Raw genomic sequence first — 23,659 nt, 5'->3', positions numbered from 1 at the left:
CTTTTAGTTTGAGTTACTTTTAGTTTGAGTTACTTTTAGTTTGAGTTACTTTTAGTTTGAGTTACTTTTAGTTTGAGTTACTTTTAGTTTGAGTTACTTTTAGTTTGAGTTACTTTTAGTTTGAGTTGTTTTTTAATTATTTTTTGTATTTTTCTTCTGTCTTTCTTTTTATTTTTTATTTCTTATGTTTACTTTTTTTCAAATATCTTTTTATTTTGATTTTTTTTAATTTTGTTTTAATTTTGTTTTGATTTATCAGGTTTTAGCTCAATTATATTTTTTATTTTATTTTAGATGCACTCGCTTCTGATTTCTTTTTTATTTCAATTTTTCATCGATAATTATATATTATATTAAATTGCTTTTTGCTTTTTTCAATAAAAATATGATTATATGATTAATTTTATTTCAGAGTTTAATATAATAATTCTTCCAAAAATATAAAAAAACTTAAATATAATGTATTGCCTAATAACTAATTGATTGTAAATGATTTTGTCCGGTTCGAGCCGGATGATGAAAACAGATTGCAGAGCTTGTGAGAAAAATGAAAACGGGATTAAAAACAGTTCTATTTTGCGTTCTTTTTTTAATGGCTTTAGCGTTGCCCGCAAATGCTTATCAAGCTATGGACTGGATGTGGGAAGACCCGAACATCATTCTGACCTACACATTGGAAGGGGAAGGCGCCCTTCCGCTCGAATGGATTGAACCGCTCGACGCCGCCCAAAAAACATGGAATGACGCCGATTCCGGCGCAACATTCTCGACCGGGGAAAACGGGAACAATGTTTATTTAACGCAGATGCCGGCCGGTTACGCCAATAAAATCGGACTGGTTTGGATTTCAATGCCGCCCAACCCATCGAATGCCGGCGTTGAGTCTGCCGAATACAATTCATCCGATGTTCCGCTGCGTTACAAATATGTGGAAATTTTGTTCAATTCAAATGTCACGGATTGGAAAACCAATGGCAGCCGGAGTGGTCCGGATGTTCAGGGCGTGGCAACGCACGAACTCGGCCATGTTCTCGGTTTGGACCACAATACTGTCGTCGACGCCACTCAAACAATTATGGTTCCGAGCGGCTCGGATACGGTTTCACTTCGAAAATTGAAATCTGACGATCTTTTGGGATTGCATGCACTTTATCCGAAATCGGATGTCGATGCCGGCGATTTAGTCGATCAGGAACCGCTTCCTGAAAATATGGAAAACGAAACTGTGGCAAATGTTATGGTTGTTTCCGGCAACAACACGTCCGGTAATGAACCTGAAGAGAACGACGGTCAAAATCCGCCGGAGGAAAGTGGGAACGAATCCTTCGTCACTCGGATCATTCGGTATCTTCAAAATATGTTTTAACAGTTGACGACAACTGTTTCAAATGATTCTTTAAGACAAATCTAAATCAATATATTTTGTTCAATTCAAATATATTCATCGAATAATATAATTTTGATTAAACACTTAAAGTTAATTCGTGTATAATAATAAATAGAATTAAATATAACCGCATGATAGTTATTAGTATAAGCGTCAAAAGGCGTTGGTTATGAAAAAAACAAACTTTCTTTTTAGTGTCATTGTTTTTTCCTTTGCCGTCTTGGTTTTAGCGGCCGGGTTAGCCACAGCCATCGTTTCTTATGACGATTTATCGAACCCGACCGGAAAGCGCGCTTTAACGCCGGATGAAATGGCGTACTACGAAGAGATGTGGCGTGGTTACAACACATCGTTTATGGATGAAAATGATCCGGATTTCGATAGTCTGGACGCCGAGTTGTCTGTTGCCGAATGCAAAAATATGGCTGACATTATCATTGTCGGAACCGTCGAAGAAGTTTATCCGAGCCGTTGGAATACGGTTGACGGTCACGAGCCGGAAAACGTTTCCATTCTCAATGGATACATTGTGACGGAGACGCTCATTCACGTGGATTATTATTTGAAGGATAATCCGGAGTTATTTAAAAAATATGACATGAGCCGGGAAGATATTCTCATTGCCACTTACGGCGGAGACGTCGGCGATTGGCACATGACCGGCGACAGTTGTTACAATTTCGTTTCCGGCGAGCAGGTTCTTTTGTTTTTGCAGATGAATGAAACGGAACAAATGACGCCGCTTGACGAGGCGTCGCACTTTGAGCCGATCGGCCCCTCTCTCACTTACAGAATTGTCGGCGGCCAGTTGGTCCAAGGACCGCCTTACAACAGCACCGAAAATCTGGGCTCCTTTATCAAGCAATTAGAAAACGGAACGGATACACTGTGGTCCAAATTGATGCATGTCATTTTTAGAAAAAGTTAATCTAAAAATAATTCACAAAAATCTATTTTTTTAATAAAGATAAGCCAACGTCCGGATTCAAATCGTATTTCACTATTTTAATATATCTCTAAGTTCTGATTTTAACCTACGCAGATCTGTAGTGGGCTATTCACCGTCTCCACGATTTCAATATCTCTAAGTTCTGATTTTAACTTCATGTACGCCAAGAACAAATCCGGAACTTCTCTCGTTTCAATATCTCTAAGTTCTGATTTTAACAAGAAAATATCATTTTTGAAGACGAGGAATAAATAGTTTCAATATCTCTAAGTTCTGATTTTAACGAAGTAGAAGAAGCGTTCACAGTAGATGACAAAACATCGTTTCAATATCTCTAAGTTCTGATTTTAACCACGCTTTACAGGAGACTAAAATATGGCAGGAAAGTTTCAATATCTCTAAGTTCTGATTTTAACACTTGTAAATCATTCACAAGAGAAACATAATCATAGTTTCAATATCTCTAAGTTCTGATTTTAACTCAATTATTTCAAGCCGGCCTTTTTTCAGTTCCTGCATTTCAATATCTCTAAGTTCTGATTTTAACTTTTGTTGAAACAACCTTTTTTGAATTTGGTAAATAATTTCAATATCTCTAAGTTCTGATTTTAACCGTCGATTTTGTTTTTAAGACTTCTCTAAAATCGATATTTCAATATCTCTAAGTTCTGATTTTAACTTAAAATCGTTATTCCTGATAACGATTCACATTTTAATTTCAATATCTCTAAGTTCTGATTTTAACTCAATTGTCGACGTCGGAGATTGCTGATCTTGTTCCATTTCAATATCTCTAAGTTCTGATTTTAACTTAAAAAAATGTCTTCCCAAATAAGAACGCTTAAAGATTTCAATATCTCTAAGTTCTGATTTTAACGTTATCAACTTCATTCCGACCAAAGGAAACTGGACTGATTTCAATATCTCTAAGTTCTGATTTTAACGATGTAGCGAAACGGCGCGTCGTCGTGTTCGCCTTGATTTCAATATCTCTAAGTTCTGATTTTAACTTGACTCTTCAACCTGCAAACCAAGTTCAGATTCAATTTCAATATCTCTAAGTTCTGATTTTAACTCACCCACCGGTCATGGTGTCTGGCCGTGGCCAAACATTTCAATATCTCTAAGTTCTGATTTTAACTGTTTATTCACGTCCGCCATCGCGGAAAAAGAGGACTATTTCAATATCTCTAAGTTCTGATTTTAACCGGATAGCATTGTTAACGTTAACCAATAAAAGAACAAATTTCAATATCTCTAAGTTCTGATTTTAACGGTTACTCCCCGATTTCTTCTTCTTTCAGCATTGCCGATTTCAATATCTCTAAGTTCTGATTTTAACGTTTCAACCAATTCGATTCCGAATGAATCAATTGCGGAATTTCAATATCTCTAAGTTCTGATTTTAACTAAGCGTTCTGATTTGACCTGACATTTTCTTTACAAATTTCAATATCTCTAAGTTCTGATTTTAACCTAAAATTCAATACTTCCGATATTGAAACTTAGAACGGATTTCAATATCTCTAAGTTCTGATTTTAACTCTTCTTCTTTCAGCAATGCTGAAAGATATGTTTTTTATTTCAATATCTCTAAGTTCTGATTTTAACGAGGCATTCATGTCGGCAACCGCTTTCTTTTCCTCAGATTTCAATATCTCTAAGTTCTGATTTTAACCCGTGTCCGAATACACGCCTTGTCAAAATTTAGCATATTTCAATATCTCTAAGTTCTGATTTTAACACAAAATCGCGCCCGGTTTACGAAAATTAAGAAGTGATTTCAATATCTCTAAGTTCTGATTTTAACCTTCTTTCAGCATTGCTTCAAGATACGTTTTTTCAGAATTTCAATATCTCTAAGTTCTGATTTTAACGAAAGGTTCATCCAACTACATAACTGTCCTTTAAGGATTTCAATATCTCTAAGTTCTGATTTTAACTTTCGTAGGCTGAAACTGTTTCTTTCATACGAGCTGATTTCAATATCTCTAAGTTCTGATTTTAACACGTCGAGGCGTTCAGTGTTGCTCTCGGAAAGATTAATTTCAATATCTCTAAGTTCTGATTTTAACTAGAATCTCGACCACGTTTTGTTCCTTTTAATAACATTTCAATATCTCTAAGTTCTGATTTTAACCAGTTGCCGATGATTGCACAAAACAACATCAACACGCATTTCAATATCTCTAAGTTCTGATTTTAACCGTGTAGGCTATAAGGCTATTCCGTCCGCTTATGTTTATTTCAATATCTCTAAGTTCTGATTTTAACACTTCACGGACGTTGAGCGGTCCTCGTCAGACGACGAATTTCAATATCTCTAAGTTCTGATTTTAACATGGAATCAGATATGCGACGCACAACTATGTATGATATTTCAATATCTCTAAGTTCTGATTTTAACTGATTAATCAGTTGAATGGTTATATCATGTTAATTACATTTCAATATCTCTAAGTTCTGATTTTAACTTCTTGAATGTTCATTTCATCATTCATAAATGCTCTATTTCAATATCTCTAAGTTCTGATTTTAACTTGCCGGCTTACTCGCTCGTCATCTCCGGAAGTAATATTTCAATATCTCTAAGTTCTGATTTTAACCACTCATGGTAGTTGATACATCAAACAGATATGCTGATTTCAATATCTCTAAGTTCTGATTTTAACAACTTATCAAGAGGATTTTGTTCTTGTCCATAGATCATTTCAATATCTCTAAGTTCTGATTTTAACCCGGACGGCCTGATTTGTTGGAATGCAATCTCGCTTATTTCAATATCTCTAAGTTCTGATTTTAACTCTGAGGTTGGCGTCTTCGAGGTTGGCGCCTCTGAGGTATTTCAATATCTCTAAGTTCTGATTTTAACATCTTTCTAATTTTTTTAGTTTAATTCAACAATACCATTTCAATATCTCTAAGTTCTGATTTTAACTCAATAATTCGGGGCTTGTCGGCGCGGTTGTCCTTTATTTCAATATCTCTAAGTTCTGATTTTAACATTTTATCCATTTTTTGCATACAATTTGATTTTTTTCATTTCAATATCTCTAAGTTCTGATTTTAACCGTTAACCCTCTCATACCATTCATAATTAAATCATATTTCAATATCTCTAAGTTCTGATTTTAACGGGTGTTTGTTATTCCTATTGTCCTGATTTTATTAAATTTCAATATCTCTAAGTTCTGATTTTAACTCAACTTCCTGAATTTAATCACTATCTACATAAAAAATTTCAATATCTCTAAGTTCTGATTTTAACTATGAATCTGATAATTCTGTCTTCCGTCAAGATTGCATTTCAATATCTCTAAGTTCTGATTTTAACTCTCTTGATATGTCATGTAAATATAGAGTCCTCTCATATTTCAATATCTCTAAGTTCTGATTTTAACTTAAATACCCTGATTCGATCGAAGCATGGTTTTCAAATTTCAATATCTCTAAGTTCTGATTTTAACCGCGTTCCTATAATGCCATCGTATTTACTCTTAAACATTTCAATATCTCTAAGTTCTGATTTTAACCAAAAACAGGAATCAGACGACAAGAACTGATTGATTATTTCAATATCTCTAAGTTCTGATTTTAACACCGATTTGAGATTTCCGTTGCCGCGATGATGTTCCATTTCAATATCTCTAAGTTCTGATTTTAACGATCCGGAAACGGGTCAGTTCCGGCACAAATATGCATTTCAATATCTCTAAGTTCTGATTTTAACTTAAACAATATATTTTAGTCAACGACAACATAGCACATTTCAATATCTCTAAGTTCTGATTTTAACCGGATGACAATCGGACCGGTTACCCAATGGCAGCCGTATTTCAATATCTCTAAGTTCTGATTTTAACCCGTATTCAACAAACAGTGTTTCATTTGGTTCAAAGATTTCAATATCTCTAAGTTCTGATTTTAACATAAGACCTGAACTTTTATAAACCGTTTATAGTAAAATTTCAATATCTCTAAGTTCTGATTTTAACCATGATTTTTTTCTCCAAAAAGGACAATAACAATAGGATTTCAATATCTCTAAGTTCTGATTTTAACTGTGAAGGTATTTTACGGTCTTCGGCTATCGATTTGATTTCAATATCTCTAAGTTCTGATTTTAACTAAACATCATGATTGTCTGACTGCTCTTATTGAATATATTTCAATATCTCTAAGTTCTGATTTTAACTGACAATCTTCAGGAATTGATGTGTCGCCTTGCAGAATTTCAATATCTCTAAGTTCTGATTTTAACGATAAGACTTTCTACGTTAGAACTTTAGAGAAACAGAATTTCAATATCTCTAAGTTCTGATTTTAACCCAGCAGATGATCAATGTTTTGAATAATTCTTCTGTATTTCAATATCTCTAAGTTCTGATTTTAACAATCGGGGAGTAACCACTCCCCATCAGTTTTTTAAAATTTCAATATCTCTAAGTTCTGATTTTAACTTTCAGCGTCGCAAGCGTATGACGGAATTCTTTAATCATTTCAATATCTCTAAGTTCTGATTTTAACGATACATAAACTGTAATAAGAATAACATTCAATAAGATTTCAATATCTCTAAGTTCTGATTTTAACACGGTACTTTGAACCCGACTATTGTTTCGTTCAATATTTCAATATCTCTAAGTTCTGATTTTAACATGCGCATTCGGTTATTTTGTTGTTGTCAACTGATAAATTTCAATATCTCTAAGTTCTGATTTTAACCCGACATAAAGTTGAAGCATGCCGCCCCATCCTTCATTTCAATATCTCTAAGTTCTGATTTTAACGCTGACAAAACCGCTGCTGTTTCAAATTTATAAAAAATTTCAATATCTCTAAGTTCTGATTTTAACCAGTTACGGTTTGTACTTGTTCGGCGATTTTCCGCATTTCAATATCTCTAAGTTCTGATTTTAACTTTTGTTTCATTTAATAAATCCCCAATATATTTTTTATTTCAATATCTCTAAGTTCTGATTTTAACTATAACTTTGTTCTAACCACTTAGCAATAACTTCTGCATTTCAATATCTCTAAGTTCTGATTTTAACCGTTATTAAGTTAGAAGAACCAAAAAAGATTGATGTTATTTCAATATCTCTAAGTTCTGATTTTAACATTTACATGGATTTAAATTATACATCAAAAATTGAAATTTCAATATCTCTAAGTTCTGATTTTAACTGTGGTTTTTACGTCCGATGAGTGGCTGTTCCAGTATTTCAATATCTCTAAGTTCTGATTTTAACCAGAGAAATTAAAAAAACACCAGGAATGGTTAAATTTCAATATCTCTAAGTTCTGATTTTAACCAAGAAAAAATCGTCAATATTTGACCTTTTTCAATGGTCGTTACGATCATTAAAAAGAAGTCAAAACATCCTGTTTTTTCAAAAACTGAATAGTCTTAATAGCATAAAAATATTGCCAATAAAAAATTTGAAAAATCGTGGTTCTTATGTTTTGTCATTCATATATAAAGATCCACGACAAAAATCAATTTTGTCACAAAAAATTGTTAATTTCAGCTTTTCGAATTCCGATTTCATCAATCTTCAAATATCTCTTGTCGCGGCTAATATAACACAAAACATGACCATTCGCTTTATCAATGATTTTTTCTAAATGATTCATGACTTTATTATATTCAGCCTCCGTCAATTCTCCTTCAAAAACACTGTTTTGAACCCAGTTCAAATATTGCTTCAAAAAAATTCGAACTTTATTGACATATTCAACATTCACATCATAAACAATCACAACATACAAATTACCACCACATCACAAGAGGATTATATTCCTTTGCTTCTATAAAGTGTTTGATTAATTTGTAGATTTCATATCGAATTAAGTTTTTATAAGAAACTTTTCTTTTCAAATTTCGATGCATGATTGTTGTGTCCAGTTTTTCATCATATTCTTTCAAAAATATCTTCTTTCCTTTTTCACTCAAGAGCATATTTCCTAAATTGCCGGAAAAACAGCTGTCATCAAGCATATTCTTATTCACCAACTTGAAAATGATGCGGTCCACAATAATCGGCTTGAAAATTTCACTGACGTCCAATGACAAAGAAAATCGACGAACAAACGGCTCATGCAAAAACGAAATCGTCGGATTCGCCTGCGTATTGTAGATTTCAGACAAAATCGTACTGTAAAGAACTGAATTCCCGAAACTGATCAACGTATTCATTTTATTTTCCGGCGGCATGCGTGTTCTTTTGACAATTTGGTATTCTTCCGGAACGATCTCATCAAAAGCATTGTAATAGAGATTTCGAATTCGACCTTCAACGTTCATAATTTCAGGAATTGTGTTCGTATCCGGCAGCCGATCGAGTTCTTTTTCGATATTTTCAATAAAGGGCGAAAGAACCGGAATCATGTCTTCCTTGGAATAATATTTCAAATTGCGGAGAATATTTTTGCTGCCGCCTTCGACAAACTTTTTCGCTAAAATCAGGCGTTTGGTTTGGTCCAAATAATGAGAAGCTTGGCAAACAGTTACATCGCCGCTGACAAGTGTTTCTCTTGGATAAAAACTCCCTTCATAAAATCCATAATAATTGTAATAATGAATGGGGACACCATGTTTTGCCAAATAGTCAATCACGCCGGAACTGAGCGTCAGACGCCCGTACGCATGGATGCAGTAAATCTTATTGATTGGGATGGCTCGTTTATTCACCTCTCCGGTTTCCGGATTTGTATTCTCAAAATAAACGGTGTTTTCATGTCGTTTGAGCGTTCCATCATTTGTGATATAATAGTCGGTTTTCATACGTCGTCACCAAAACAAAATTCGTAATAAGCACATTTCGGACAAATCTGTTTTTTTTGCGGCGTCGGCAGTTTCCCACTGATTATTTTCAAAATATTGTCCATAATTTCCGCCATTTTTGTTTCTTTTTCCGGCGTTAAAATCACCTTTTTCGTTTTACTGACCAGCGGGTAATTCAATTCTCCCTCGGCAGGTACGCCTTTTGTTTTAAAATAATAAAGATAGTAAAGCATTTGCCAGTCATGCGCCTCTTCCATACTTTGCGATTTTTTAATTTCATGAAGAATGAGTTTGTCGCCGTCTTTGGATTTCTCAATAAAGTCAACGCTGATGGTTTGATCAATGGTAATATCTTTTTTGTCCCGAGAATATCGGTCTTCGTTCAGGTCTTTTCCGATCTGAACATTATCGTTTTCACGCTCAAGCTGAATGTTGTGAGAAAAAAGCCACAGCTTGGTGCGGCAGATAAAGTAATAAGAGACTTTGACGCCGGTGATGGACGTGTTCATGGATAAGGGTGCCAAAAACGGATCTAAGGACATAATCCACCTTTAACTTGTATTCTATTTAATGATTTTAATATTTATTTTCTTGTTTTTAGTACAAATCAAGTTATAACCCAATATTGTCTTTTCCGCCATATTCTTCTTCATTGATCAACAAACCAAGTTCAGGATCATACCTTCTTTTGATCACGTAAACAAACTTGTCTTTAACTGTTTCTTTACCTTTAACTTCATATGAAAAGTAATCTCGTTCAATATCATTATTTTTGATCATGCCGACGAATCGTGGTTCTGTAATTTGAATCAGCAAACCGTTGGCCTTAACAAATTGATTATTCTCAAGATATTGTCTGTATTTTTTCGAACAAGCAATAGGCAGAACCTTAACACCTTTGAATTGTTCATAATACTGGTCTTCGCTCTCAGGCGTATATTTCAGAGGAGACAATTCATTTAAAACAAAATCTTCTAAAATGCAGATGGTATCCTCAAATATTTTTTGTTCTTTTTCATTCCAACTTGGATAAACAAAATCCATCATCTCTTGCAACTCTTTTTCTCTTATCAATCCGTCCTGATCTAATTCTATTTTTTTCAACACATCCAAAGTTCGGATAATTTCTTCTTCCGGATATATAAATGAATCATTTTTGTTTCGTTCCGTAAATACGAAACATTCACAAATCCCTTTCTCTCGTTTCCGGTTAATTCGCCCGAATCGTTGAATCAGTGCATCAAGAGGGGCCGGCTCTGAAAAGATAACGTCAAAATCAATATCCAAACTAACTTCAATAGCTTGAGTTCCGACAAGGAGCATCGTTTTCTCCTCTTTCAGTTGTTTTTCTTTTTCAAATCGATCTTCTGAATTAAATGATCCGTGAATCAACACTTTGTTTTCCGACTTCAAATTTTTGTATACATATTGAGATTCAGCGACAGTATTGCAAACAACTAATACTTTTTTTCCGACATCCAGTTTTTCTTGTATCAATTTCAGATGACATCGAAGTCTTCCGGTCATCAGTTTGACGCGGTGTCTGTTAAAAGAGTCATATAAGGAGTCTTCAGCTTGTAGGAATGTATGATCTCCAATTGCGTTTTCAATTTGAATTCTCATAAATGTCGGCAGAGTTGCAGTCATCACCAAAACTTTCGCATTTAATTTTTGTGTGACAAATCTAAGAAGAACAATGATTTGAGCAAACACTCTCGGGTCATAAGCATGAATTTCATCAAAAATAAGATAGCTGCCGGTTAGCTCAAACAACCCCTTCTCAAATCCTTTAATTCCGAAAAAATATTTGAGTAATTGAAACGGCGTTACAATCTTAACCGGAGTCACCAACGTTTTGAATTCTTCGGTCAGTTGTTTTCTTTTTGTTTCATCCATTTCCGGATTTTCGTAATCTTCTGAGAATTTTTGTTCCAAATACTCTTCTAATTTTCCGTGAACCATGCCGACTTTTTCAGGTGTTGCATCTATTTTTTGATTCAAACGCTCAAACATAGCGTTGATTGAAGCAGTAAATGGGAGAATGTAAAAGACGCGTCCTTGGCCATAACAATCCATTTGATTTTTCAACCAAAAAAAGGCAGCTTCCGTTTTTCCGGAGCCCGTTGGTGCATTGAGTATAGCATTTCCGTTGATCCCTAAACAACCAATCTGATGCAAATATGGAGATTTGAGATCAGATAAATAATCAAAATCACACGGATCCAATGAATTTAATGTTTTAATACCGGCCGAAGCGAGATGGTCGCATTGCTTGGTTGCCCCGACAAGCAGCAATTTAATGAAAAAATCGTCTGAATATGAATTGAGATCAACAGATTGTCTTTTGTATTGTTTTACAAGATCGTAAACATTAATGGAAGTTTTAATTGTTTGACTCTGCGAAATCTCAATCGGATATTGATCCAACAAATTTGAAACTTTTTGGAAATCAATTTTTTCAAATTCTTCCGCAAAATTTAACCGCCCATCCGAATCATCACCAAAGTCTATTTTTGGTTGATAGCATTTTGAAACAAATCCGAAAAGCTTATCCAAATCCTTATGGTGGCCGGCAATAGAAAAAGAAATGTAATTTTTTTGTTCCGGCGTCAATGTTAAACTCCAAACAAACGGAAGGGATAAAAGTTCGTGGCGTTGAAACCACCAATTATTATTTTCATTTTTCAATTTTTTCTGAAATTCCGGATGGGCTTTTCCCAAATCATGACAAATCATTGAAATCGAAAGTAAATCCCAAAAATCTTCTCTTCCGACCGGAATGTTTGGAATAAGCTGATGTAATTGTTTTTGAATATTCAAACAGTCGTCTATGTGTTCTTTCAGTGAAAGTTCCGGATTGGATTTGGCCAAGAGTTCCATTTCAATCAATCACATTTTTGAAATCTAAATCGTGAAAATAAATATCGATTTTTTTCCCGTCAATATTATCCGTAAATGCTTTTATAGCGACCTGCGTTGTTTTTGCATAATGAGGAATGACCGAATAAGCCATTGTTCCAAGATTCTGTCTCGGAACTGTATCTGTAAAATATTGAGGAAGAGGTTGTATCAAACCCGGCAAGAAATGTTCTTTAAATGGAACAATTTGACCTTTAATGTCCTTAGCATTTTCATTTTCAGCTAATTCAACTTCCTTTATTTGTTCGACTGTGGCCAAGTCGCCGCTTCTTCCAAGAAGAAGTGAATAATATGGATTCTTAAAATATTCAACAATCTGCGGATCATCGGTGTAAATAAACAAACGGCAATTAAATAAAAACTCCCGATTGATCACATTCGACTTGGTTGAATTGTTTGGATATCCCTTGTCATGAAGTTCTATTTGGTAAATTGTTTCCAAATCGGTTGCTTTCGCATCGTATTCGAAATAATAACCCAGCTTCAGCTGCTTGTGATGCAAATATTTTCCGGAGGCGGCATTCATCAATCCCAGCACTGTACTGATTGGCGGGACTTCAAGTGTCGGCTGCCTTCCGGAAATCAAATTCGGATACCGAAAACCAGCTGTCCATGAGCTGATTTTTATACGATATTGTTTCATTTAGTTCACTTGTTCTTTCACTTGTTCGCAATACTGGTCAATGGCAGCATTAACCGGACAAAGTTCAACCATGTCTGAAAATTCATCTTTTAATTTATTTAATTCAGGTAAAGAGTCTTCAAAGAAACCGCTTCGGATTCCAATGAAGATCTTACCGGCAAACGTTTCTTTGTATTCTTTAATAATTTCACGAATTCCGTTAACATTCAATTGGAATTGTTCATCTCTTTCTCCGTATGTTCTGACAACACCAGAAAAAGGATGATTGCCAGTAGTTGTGGTTGCCAATATGATAAATTTTGGCGTCACGTCTCCCATATTATTTGTTTGCATGGCACCACCGGAGATATATTTTAATGCGGAAACGGCATCAACAATTCTTTTTTTACGAATATCTTTTGGTAACTGAACCAATTTTGCGGCTTTTCCATCGCTGGTTTTTACATAAGAATCTTCAACTTCTTGGCATCCCTTTTCAATTGCTTCCTTTTTGAGTTGTTCAGAAAGATTGACGTATCCGGTTTTATTATAATTGGAAAAAGTTCCAACCATATTCAAATCTAAACTAAACATTCCTTTCATAACAGCGCTGTATTCTTGTTTGCTGTACGGAACCGCGTCGCCTTCTTGTCTGGCCATGCTGGACCAATTTTCAGCAGGGTTCACAGATGTCACTGAAATAATAGCAGAATTCTTCAAAGGTGAAACACGGGTTACCGTGATGTTTGTACTTTTTGTTTTACCTTTGTCGTCTGTTGTTTTTTCAGTGGCAGCACGCATGTAACCAAAAACGTCGTCATCCGGATAGTCAATCGGGTTTGCATCTGTAAACGCAATTTTATTTTCTCTTGTGATCGGAGACATTGTCCAATCCATATTTTTTTGAAGAGACTCGCGCCACCAATATCGCCATGCTTGACCGGAAACATAAACGTAACTTTTTCCATTTTTGTAGATTTTTTTAGTTGCAACTGCGTTATCAAAGTTGCTTCGATCATTTTTACCGGCGTTGTTCAGGGCAACAACATCAACATCTAACAGAATAAAGCCTTGAGTTTTCAAATTTGTCATTATTTCACCACTTTAATTTTCGTCTTCAAATTCAGAATCTTCCACATTCGAACTTTCATCTTCTTCGATATCCACTTTTATTTTTTGTTCGTGTAATCTTTGATAAATTGCAATTAATAAAACATCCCGCATCTCACTCCACGAATTTGTATCCGGAAATAAGTAATCAGCATATTCTTCGACGGTTATGATTGCATTTCCTTCCGGATTCATTTCATAATTTTTGGCAACAACATCTTTCACGATGAAGCGCCGTAAATTATATCCGGATTTTGCACTGTTCAGCGTTTTGATCGTCTTTTTGACTTTATCGGCGTCGTTCATCTCAAAGATAAGGTCAGCCATTTCATCAATTTTATTTATGGTTTCAGGTTTCATATTTCTGATCCAAATTTGATATTTTTTTACAATTTCAAAATCAAATTGCTCTTCCAAGCACCATTTTTTCATTTCGTTCAGAATTGATTGTTCGTTGAGCAATTTTGTGTATATTCGGTTGCTCCAGAATTGATAGTCTTTTTCTTCAATCTGAAGCAATTCTTTTTTTACTTTTGACTCAATTTCATTTGTTTCTTTATTCCATTTGGCTTGAGGATGCTCTTTTTTATTAATATAATATGGAGAAACAAATCTATTCCACTGAGTCTTATATTTTGGATTTTGGGTAAATTTATAAAACATAAATAAAACGGAGGGGATCATGTAAATTTTAACTTCCGGCGTCGCTCCAAAGTTTGTAAAATGATAAAGTGTTAAGGAACTTTTGTCATCACTGTGTGTTTCTTTATCACTCAAAGCCTCGTCTATGAATCTAAACAATTCTGTTCCAGGAGATCGACATTTTGATTTTAATATTCCTTCTGAAATGTTAGCATTGGTATTTTGTAAGTTGAGAGACACATTTCTTTGAACAAAAAATTTTGTTAATTTCATGTCATTGCTATGAATTATAGCAACACCGCTACTAACTTTGTTTACAATTTTTAATCCAGAAACGAGTTCACATGCAATGGGAACAAAATGAAATCTAATAATCGCTTCTTTTGAAAGCATGATTCCGGATTCAAATGAATGGTTAAAATTTACAAAAGTTCCTGAACCAGATAATATTGAATTATCGCGCCCTGATGGATACAATTCAGTTTTATCTCCGGTTATTCGGCAAAATCCAATTGTGTGTTTTGCAGTTTTGTCTATAAGGGATTGGAAATATCTTAAAGTCTCTTCTTTCTTTTTTTCTGCTTCGAATGCAGGTTGAGTTATTTTTGAATTTAAAAAAAAGGGGTTTATTTTTGCTCCCCAATTATCCACATAGATATCGGTCACTTGAGCAATTAGTTCCATGATGCTTTTTTTTGGAAAAGTTTTTGATAACTTTTCAATAGCATATCCGCCGATATCTGCAAACGGATCGCCGGTTGGAACTGTATATTTTGAAATTTCTTCCATACAATATTATAATTTGCGATCAATTATATAAATATATTTAACAGTTTAAATCACATTTAATATCAATAATGAGTTTAATATAAATCATACCGCAAATTTGATTAAAATCAGAACTTAAAGGTATTGAAATTCGTCCATGATGAGTTGTCGGCATGGTACTTGAACAAGTTAAAATTGAACCTCAGAGATATTGAAATAAAACAAAAAGCTGATAGCTGACCATGCAAATCTGTTAAATCAAAACTTAGAGATATTGAAATGAGGATATTACTGATTTCCTCGCAGTTCTGCCGACGTTAAAATTAGAGCTTAAAGATATTGAAATTCAGCATTGCTCATTTTGATTGGAATGGTCACTTCGTTAAAATCAGAACTTAGAGATATTGAAATGGATGTGCGACTTACGGGTTATAAACAAGGTCGATTTTAACGATAAATTCTTTCCCCAAAGAATCATAAACAATATCAATATCTCAAAGAGATTGAAATAATTGCTTTGCATTCGTAACTTAAAGTCGTACCGTCAAAATCCACTCTGTCATATTTTAAAAACACACAAAGCGGCGTCATTTTTTTATTCACGCGCCGCTTCCTTTAAACTCTTCAAAAAATTCCGCATTTTCATTTCTTTAACAAAATTTCATCCACCCTCAGCATATTCGAAACACATTCAACCGCAGCCACCAACCCGTATTTCTTCACAGTGGCGCAATCATATACAGCAGGACTGTTAGCAATCACTTTTCCGCAAACATCAATCCGCGCGTCAATGCCGTCTTCCTGCATCGCTGACAGCTGAATCATAGAATCCACGCAGTCCATGCCGATGTTTCGCGCCAGGCATTTCGGAACCGATTCCATCGCTTTGGCAAATTCCAAGACCGCCAGCTGTTGTTTTCCTTCCAGCGTGTTTGCAAAAATCCGCAGGGAGCGTGCCAGGAAATATTCCGTTCCGCCGCCGCCGGTGACAACGTTCGGGTTTCTCAAAAGAAGCGCCGCGGTGTTCAGCGCGTCGTCAGCCGCCTCTTCAATTTTGCCGAGACCGTACTTCGCCGGCTCGTGAATCAAAACGGACGTCACGGGTCCCGGAACCGATAAATATGCAAACGTTTCGTAGCGTTCTTTTTTGACAAGAATCTCATCGGCAAATCCGAGAACATCCGGCGTCAGATCATCCAGAATGGTTGAAAATTCCACGCCGCACGCCCGGGCGATGTAATCCAAATCAACTTCTTTGAGCCGCTTAAAGAGCAAGATATCGCGACGGGCAAATGCTTCTTCGATCACGGCGTCCACTTCGCCTTCACAAAAGACGACGTTGGCGCCACAGCGGATAATTTTTTCGGCATAAGATTCCGCCACAGTGTTTTTCGCGTTTTTGAATTCAAACGCGGTCATCGGATTGTCCATCCGGATGAAATGTTCCGGATTGAGGTAGCCGCTCTTGACTTTCACGTCGTTTCGGAGAAGCAAAATCCGGGGCGACAGAATCTGCCGGGGCATATCTTCCCGGGCCGGCGTTTCGTCCAAGATGACGCCTTCAAACGTCAAAATGTTGGGACTGCCGGTTTTTTTCAAAATTTTCACGTTTTCTTCCAGATCCAAAAACGAATCCGTATAATATTGATCAATGCCGGCGACTGTTCGAATCATCGCTGCAGCAAGCTCTGCTGCTTGGTCTTCTTCAATGCCTTTTGAAAAAGCGGCGGCTTTAACGGCCGAAAAAATCATGTCTTCGTCGGCGTCTTCGCTTACATATTCCAACATCTCGTAGGCTTTGCCCATGGCAAGTTCATAACCGTCAATGATCGTCATTGGATGAACTTTTTTTCGGAGTAGGGACACAGCATTGACGAGGAGCCCGCACGCCAAAATCAGCGCATACTTGGTGCCGTCGCCGCACGATTTGTCCATCGACTGGCCGAGCCGTTTGAGAGAAACGGCGACCGGATGCAAAATATCGATTTCTTTGAGGATGGTTTTACCGTCGCTGGTCAAATAAACGTCGCCGACCGGATTCACAATCAGCTTATTCATGCCGAGCGGACCGTAAGAGGAAGCCACCATTTTTAAAATATCCGACACCAGCGTTTCAATGTGAAACATCAATTGATCTTCCTCAACCGGTTCGGTCACGGACCGCTCTTGAAGCACCCGAATGAGTTCCTCCGGAATCGGCGCAGGAGCCGCTTTTGAAAAGCCGGACGGCAGTGTTGTTGACAAATGAATGACCTCCAAATTGTTTTTGATTGATTTTGATTGATTATATGTTCTTAAACGGTGACGCTGCTTTCTTTTTTCGCCGCTTCCGACGAGTCGTCCGCCAGTGTTTCAATTCTGCGCGGCGTGCCGACGCCAACGCCGAACAACCGGACTTCCAGCGGTTTTTCAATGGCGTAGCCGGCTTTAATTTCGTCTTGCCGGATCTCAATCCGAACGGATTCTTCCGACAAACCATACGTTTCCATATGGGCGTAAATCCGGTTCTCGATCCACTTTTTACCTTCCAGAATCGCTTCCTGATAGGATTCGTATTCCGTTTTACCGGATTCATTAAAGGACGTGTAAATATTTGAACCGACCGATTTCGGACGAATCAGGACGTCGGACCGGAAAATCACATCCCCGACCAGCGCGCCGACGGCATTGCCGACGTCGAAATATTTCGGAAGAACCAATTCAATGTCCAAAAGCTCGCACAATTTATCGCTGTACGCCATGACGGGCGCCCCGATCAGAACCACCGGCATATTGATTTTCATTTTGGTAAACGCCGATCCGAGCACCAGCGCGCGGATGTCTTCGGCGCTCAAGGACGGCAGGAAAAAGGCGGCCAGATCCGTTGCCATTTTTTCGGACACCATTTCCCGAATGCGTTCGCAAACGTCTTCCGGTTTCCGGTTCGTGTAATCGCCCAAAATTTTAGCGCCGACCATTGCCGCTTCGTTGTCCCATTTGGAATAAACGCCCAAGACGTGAAGCGCGTCCGTCGGCGTAAAGCCGATGTGCGTCACGTAGCGTTTCAAAATCAACGCGTCCAGCGCTTTGCCGAACATCAGCGGGTGGTCGCCGATTTTGCCGGAAATTTCATAAACCGACATCGGTTCCTTTTCAGAACAAATAGCGTCGTACACTTTTTGCTCATAGGCGCTGAGCGCGATATCGAGCGTGGACGGACCGGACGCGATGAAAAAGGACGTCCCTTGAACAACGGCGTCCAAAATCCGCTCGGACGGGCGGTCCACACATTTGAGTTTGGCAACCAGTCCCGGATACTGAACGGCGGCCAGCGACAGCGGCACGACCCGGCGCGGACCGATGTGAATATCTTGATAGAACCAAACGTGGCTGTCGCCGCCGAGCGCCGACGTGGTCATCTGAATGGCCCGGACCATGGTTTTCCAGCCGCCGACCATGGCGCCGGAATCGCTGACGGACGGAATACCGTTTTGGATCATGGAAATGTCCGTGCTGGTGCCGCCGACGTCAATGGTGACGCAGGTGCTTTTGCCGGTCAGGTGCGCGGCGCCGACCAGGCTGGCAGCGGGCCCTGAAAAGACGGATTCGACCGGGCGCTTCAACGCTTCGTCAATCGAGACAAGCGAGCCGTCGCATTTCATAATCATCATGCCGGACGTAATGCCTTTGTCTTGCATGACGGTGGAAATGGATTTCACGAACTGGTGCGTGACCGGAATCAGCTGCGCGTTCAAAACCGCTGTGAGCGTCCGTTCGTAAACGCCGAGCGCGCGGGACAATTCGTGACCGCACACCACCGGCAAATCCGTCATCTTTTGAATGAATTCTTTGACCATCAATTCATGTTCCGGATTGCGGACGCTGAAAAAGGAGGAGATCGCGTAAGACGCCACTTTGCTTTGCGTGCTTTTCACAAATTCTTCCACCAATTCAAAGTCGACTGCGGGATCGTCCAGCGCATTGCCGTCCGTGTCGTGTCCGCCCCGGATTTCAATGAGATCGTCGACCGGTAAATCGCCGGCGACGGAATAACCGATGAGAATCAAACCGGTCGGATAACCTTTGCCTTCCAGCGTCGTGTTGGTGGCGAGCGTTGTTGAAACGGACGTAAACTTGATGTGCCGGAGATTTTCAGGATTCAGGCCGTTGATGGCATTTGAAATTCCGAGAATGAGATCCGGATAAGTTGTCAACGCTTTGCTTTTTTCGATAACGGCGCCGCTTGAAAGATCCATCAAGACGGCATCCGTGTATGTTCCGCCGGTGTCTATTCCCAGACCAAGATTCATAAACACATCTCCTGTTATTGAATTGAGCCGGTCGATTCGCCGGCAATCATTTTGTGAAAAATTAACGGTATGAAATGAAAAATAAAAATGAAATCGGATTTCGGGTTTTTGAAACCGGAGGACAAAAACTCAAAATGTTCTGAAAAGAATATTTTGAAAAACCGCCGGATACAAACGGCGGTTTTCAAATTTTGGAGAGATTTTTGACTATTTTCGATTTTAGACTTTAGATATTTCGTGTTTTAGTGTGTTGTTTAGATTTGAGGTTTTAGAGTTTCGGATTTTGATTTGGGGGTTGGGGGTTTGGAGATATATGGAGATTTAACCTGTTTTTTGTAAACCGCTGTTGGGGGATAAGAGAAACAAACGAAAAGGAAAACCGGGACAATTCGTCGGTTTCCTTTCGTTTTGTTTCTCTTCTCATCGGTCTTCCCGCTTTTAGAAAAAATATTGAGGGGGATTTTTTCTAAAGCGGCCGGAAAAGGTGATTGCAAAAGGCAGTGTGTTTTCAATGTGAGGTTAGCCTTTTGTGAGCGATTCCGGCCGGCACGGGTTGATTGACGGTTTACGGTGTGTTGTTTTACGTTCGGTTATGTTCGGTTATGTTTGAGTTTGTCTCGTTGTTTTTTATTGAGTTCAGCCGATGATTTTCTTGTACATGTCTTCACCGACTTCTTTGACGGTGTCCACCATTGTTTTCACACTCATGAGGGAGCCTTCCGGCGGCACTTCACAGCCGGTCGACATCACGTATTTAGACTGCCGTCCGTTTTCTTTGAGTGTGTTGAGGACCCCGTCCATCAATTTGACGGTATCGTTTCTGATGTTGGCATAGGTTTGCTCGTCGTTGTTCATGAACTGAATCGGGTCCACTTCTCCCATCATACAGCAGATGTCGGAGTAGGCCGGAATCAAGTCAGCGTAGTTCTTCGAGCCCTTGCTTCTGTTCTTTTCGTAGTAGGCGTAGCTGTAAAGCGCCGTTCCGAACTTGCGGATCTGGATGTCGAAGTGAACCGCGTCGGCACAGTTGTGAATCACGTACGGTGCGTTGTACTTCTTAAAGACCGGAATCTGGCTGTCGTACACGTATTTACCGTCGAATTCCCAGTATTGGTCGGCGCTCATGATCACGTTGTTGGACCACAGGTTGTCGACACAAATGGCATCGGCCGCACCTTCTTCAAAGAATTGGGTGGAGATGTCGCAGACGAATTCGGTGATTCTTTCCAAGGCTTTGTGAACCTCTTTCGGGTTGGTGCTCATGTCGTGGAGAACACGGTCGGCGCCCATGGCTTGCGTCAAGGTCAACAACGGTCCTTCGTGGAAGGCCACGAACGGCGCGTTGATTTCTTCACGGTGGAGTTTTTCCATCGTTTGCTTGCCGGCCTGGATGTGGTTGTAGATACGGGTTCCTTTCTTGATTTCCGGGATCACGATGTCGTCGTATTCGTGCAAGTGTCCGGTGGTGGACGGTGTGTCTTCTTCCGGATAGGAAACGCCGGCGCCGACGTCGGCGCTGGTGATGGACAAGTCGGTCAAACCGACATAGGTGTCGACATCCAAGTATTTCACGGCGGCGTAAGCCGAGTCCGAGAAGACCTTGGGGTTGGTGGCATATTCCTTGTAGGAAGCCGGCACGAATTTACGGGTGATACCGCAGGCCAATGGGTAGCAGGGGAGCCGGTCCACTTTTTTGTCGCCGAGCGCGCCGAAGACACGGTCCTTGTGGGACATCTTGGACGCCTTTTTGGTACCGACTTTTTCGTATTCGGCAATGACTTTCTTGGCGGTTTCAAGCGAGATGTTGGATCCGGCTTTGGAGGCAGCCTTCTTTTTGAGAACAGCGTCCTTGTATTTGGTTTTGGTAATGCTCAACTTGGCGTCGCTCCAGCGTTCGTTTGCCGGCGCCAATTTGGATGTCTTTTCTTTGGCAAAGGCGACGGCTGTGGCCGCGTCTTTACAGGTTCCGTCGGCACCAACGCTTTTGGCGTATTGTTCCGAGACCGGGGCGCCGCCGACCATGAAGATCAAGGAGTCGCGGTAACCGTTTTCGAGGAGCAGCTCGGAGATTTTGTCCATACCGGTCATGGTGGTGGTCATCAAAGCGCTCACGGACAAGATGTCGGCTTTGTTTTCTTTGGCGGCTGTGATGAATTTCTCGATCGGGACGTCGTTGCCGAGGTCGATCATTGTGAATCCGGCAGCGGCCATCATGGTTTTCACCAAGTTTTTACCGATGTCGTGAACGTCGCCTTCAATGGTTCCGATAACGCCGGTGACGGCGCGGTTGGACGGGTCGACTTTGATGTGTGGGGTGAGGACGTCCATGCCTTCATAAAGGGCAGCGGAGGCGATCATCAGGTGCGGAACGAACGCTTCGCCGCGCTCATATTTGTCGCCCATGATGGCCATTCCTTTGGCCAATCCGTCCACAATCGCTTCTTGGGGGTCAATGCCGGCTTTGAGCGCTTTTTCGGCGTATTCGACGGCTTCGTCGTCGTCGCCTGTAATAACGGCATCAGCCAGTGCTTTTAAGATTTCTTCTTTTGTCATATATAATCACCATCTCATTTCGAAAAACCACGTAAATGGACTATGGGCTGATGTTATTTTTGAATCCTTGATTTTTGCCGGCTTTCTTTCCGATTCGTTTTTTCCGGGACGGAAAAACGAAAAAAGCAAAACAAAAAACAACGGTTCGTTTTTTGATATGAAGGGGTCACATCAGCATGTTCAAAATGACCCGTAAATATATAACATAAACTTTTTAGTTTTATCAAAAGCACAAACGGGAGAATTGGTGTTAATCTGATTAACTCGTAAAATATAAACAACTATACCATTTTTATAAATGGGGTTAATTTTTATAACGGCTTTATAATTATCTAAACAAAAAAATAATAAAATATGAGCTGACACTGTTTATTCCGTTTGACAAACGTTTAATTACTTAGATTGTTATGACAAAACGCATGATTCTTGATTTTTCCAAGCGCCCGCTTCTTTTGGCGCCGATGGCGGACGTCACCAATCCCGCTTTTCGGATGCTTTGCCATGAGAAGGGCGCGGACTTTACGTTCACGGAAATGATCAACGCGGCGGGTTTTCTCAACGGCGATTCTTTCGCGATGGACCGGGGAATTTCTTATGATCAAAAACCGTACGGGATTCAAATTGTGGGTCCGTCGGCAGATTCAATTTGCGAGGCGGCCGTTGGTTTGGAAGAAAAACTCCGCCCGGCGGTTATTGACATTAATATGGGATGTCCGTCTCCGAAAATTCTGAAAGACAAGTGCGGCGCCTACCTCCTCAACGACACTTCTGTGCCGCCGGCGATTATCGCCAAACTATCGGAAAATCTGAAAACGCCGGTCACCGCCAAAATCCGCCTCTACCGGGAAACGGAAAGAACCGTCGCGTTGGCAAAATCCTTAGAAGACGCAGGAGCCGCTTGGATTTCGGTTCACGCCCGGACGGCAGCGCAAGGTTATTCCGGAAAAGCGAATTGGAACGCCGTTGAACAAATCAAAGAAAACGTATCGATTCCGGTCATATTAAATGGTGATATTTTTACGCCCCAAGATTTGAAACAGGCGATTGAAACCGGATGTGATGGATTTATGATCGGCCGGGGCGCAATCGGGAATCCCGGCATTTTTGAACACATGAAAAAAGCCCTGTCGTCTGATTTTGAAGAAAGCGAAACAAAAGATGAAGCGGCCTTTCAAGAAGAATTCCGGCAGCGGATTTTGGATTTTAAAAGATATTGCTTCCTGTTAGAGACATATAATCTGTATGCTCATGTGAACATCAAATCCCATGCCCAGTGGTTCACAAAAGGTTTGCAGCACTCGAAAGACATGCGTCTTGAGATTGCCAGCCTTCAAAAAGAAACAAGGCTCCGGCATTTGAACGACGAAGAAATTGCAGAGAGCCGACGGGTTTTGGCGGGGCAGATTGTGGATGTTTTGGAGAAATATTTTGAGAAGATTGGGAAATAATTTTTAGAATATTGGTGAATAATTTTTAGAATATTGGCGAATAGTTTTTAGAAGATATTGTTAACCTTTCGCCCCTGAATAAATAAATCTCTTTTTCATAAAATAAAAATTATATTTAATAGCAAAATAATGTCACCCCAATACATATTTAGATGGATTTCATCTTCCTCATTTTTTAAACGTAA

At 39.2% G+C, this 23,659-nt stretch carries 13 protein-coding genes and 1 CRISPR repeat array; of the genes, 3 read left to right on the top strand and 10 right to left on the bottom strand.

The features are described 5' to 3' along the window. Nucleotides 1–628: 628 nt before the first annotated feature. Together MsAg5_RS08980 and MsAg5_RS08975 are read left to right on the top strand one after the other, a co-directional pair. Nucleotides 629–1,366 (top strand): matrixin family metalloprotease, encoded by a 738-nt coding sequence (locus MsAg5_RS08980; protein ID WP_338100297.1) that lies wholly within the window; start codon nt 629–631, stop codon nt 1,364–1,366. A gap of 190 nt (nt 1,367–1,556) precedes the next feature. Beyond that, on the top strand, nt 1,557–2,315 hold the full coding sequence (locus MsAg5_RS08975; RefSeq protein WP_338100296.1) for a hypothetical protein: 759 nt from the start codon (nt 1,557–1,559) through the stop codon (nt 2,313–2,315). A gap of 76 nt (nt 2,316–2,391) precedes the next feature. Beyond that, nucleotides 2,392–7,651: a CRISPR direct-repeat array (repeat unit 30 nt; unit sequence ATTTCAATATCTCTAAGTTCTGATTTTAAC). 193 nt (nt 7,652–7,844) lie between these two features. On the opposite strand, the gene cas2 is transcribed toward MsAg5_RS08975, so the two are convergent. The 10 genes from cas2 to MsAg5_RS08925 form a co-directional block, all read right to left on the bottom strand. Further along, nucleotides 7,845–8,108, bottom strand: coding sequence for a CRISPR-associated endonuclease Cas2 (gene cas2, locus MsAg5_RS08970; protein ID WP_338100295.1), 264 nt, complete (start codon nt 8,106–8,108; stop codon nt 7,845–7,847). Between the two features lies 1 nt (nt 8,109). Continuing rightward, complete coding sequence (cas1b, locus tag MsAg5_RS08965; RefSeq protein ID WP_338100294.1) at nt 8,110–9,123, bottom strand: type I-B CRISPR-associated endonuclease Cas1b; 1,014 nt, start codon at nt 9,121–9,123, stop codon at nt 8,110–8,112. Beyond that, nucleotides 9,120–9,665, bottom strand: a complete 546-nt coding sequence (gene cas4, locus MsAg5_RS08960; RefSeq protein WP_338100293.1) for a CRISPR-associated protein Cas4 — start codon at nt 9,663–9,665, stop codon at nt 9,120–9,122. The genes cas1b and cas4 overlap by 4 nt, the downstream gene beginning before the upstream one ends. A 70-nt stretch (nt 9,666–9,735) precedes the next feature. Next, the gene (cas3, locus tag MsAg5_RS08955) at nt 9,736–12,003 is read right to left on the bottom strand and encodes a CRISPR-associated helicase Cas3' (protein ID WP_338100292.1); all 2,268 of its coding nucleotides are present in this window, start codon (nt 12,001–12,003) and stop codon (nt 9,736–9,738) included. 1 nt (nt 12,004) lies between these two features. Then, a complete protein-coding gene (gene cas5b / locus MsAg5_RS08950; RefSeq protein WP_338100290.1) occupies nt 12,005–12,685 on the bottom strand; it encodes a type I-B CRISPR-associated protein Cas5b in 681 nt (226 codons plus the stop codon). Continuing rightward, the gene (gene cas7i, locus MsAg5_RS08945) at nt 12,686–13,756 is read right to left on the bottom strand and encodes a type I-B CRISPR-associated protein Cas7/Cst2/DevR (RefSeq protein ID WP_338100289.1); all 1,071 of its coding nucleotides are present in this window, start codon (nt 13,754–13,756) and stop codon (nt 12,686–12,688) included. 12 nt (nt 13,757–13,768) lie between these two features. Then, nucleotides 13,769–15,205 (bottom strand): hypothetical protein, encoded by a 1,437-nt coding sequence (locus tag MsAg5_RS08940; RefSeq protein WP_338100288.1) that lies wholly within the window; start codon nt 15,203–15,205, stop codon nt 13,769–13,771. A gap of 621 nt (nt 15,206–15,826) precedes the next feature. After that, nucleotides 15,827–17,428, bottom strand: coding sequence for a TCP-1/cpn60 chaperonin family protein (locus MsAg5_RS08935; protein WP_338100287.1), 1,602 nt, complete (start codon nt 17,426–17,428; stop codon nt 15,827–15,829). Nucleotides 17,429–17,478: 50 nt separating this feature from the next. Beyond that, complete coding sequence (locus tag MsAg5_RS08930) at nt 17,479–19,473, bottom strand: hydantoinase/oxoprolinase family protein (protein WP_338100286.1); 1,995 nt, start codon at nt 19,471–19,473, stop codon at nt 17,479–17,481. Between the two features lie 636 nt (nt 19,474–20,109). Then, a complete protein-coding gene (locus tag MsAg5_RS08925; protein WP_338100285.1) occupies nt 20,110–22,026 on the bottom strand; it encodes a uroporphyrinogen decarboxylase family protein in 1,917 nt (638 codons plus the stop codon). A 419-nt stretch (nt 22,027–22,445) separates the two neighbouring features. Here MsAg5_RS08925 and MsAg5_RS08920 point away from each other — a divergent pair, with 419 nt between their 5' ends. Beyond that, entirely contained in the window at nt 22,446–23,474 is a 1,029-nt protein-coding gene (locus tag MsAg5_RS08920; RefSeq protein ID WP_338100284.1) for a tRNA dihydrouridine synthase, read from the top strand. Nucleotides 23,475–23,659 lie beyond the last annotated feature (185 nt).

The organism is Methanolapillus africanus, assembly GCF_032714475.1.
GTDB classification, from domain to species: Archaea; Halobacteriota; Methanosarcinia; order Methanosarcinales; family Methanosarcinaceae; genus Methanolapillus; species Methanolapillus africanus.
Note: the sequence above shows the minus strand (reverse complement) of the source record. Positions and strands in the feature narration are given on the sequence as shown.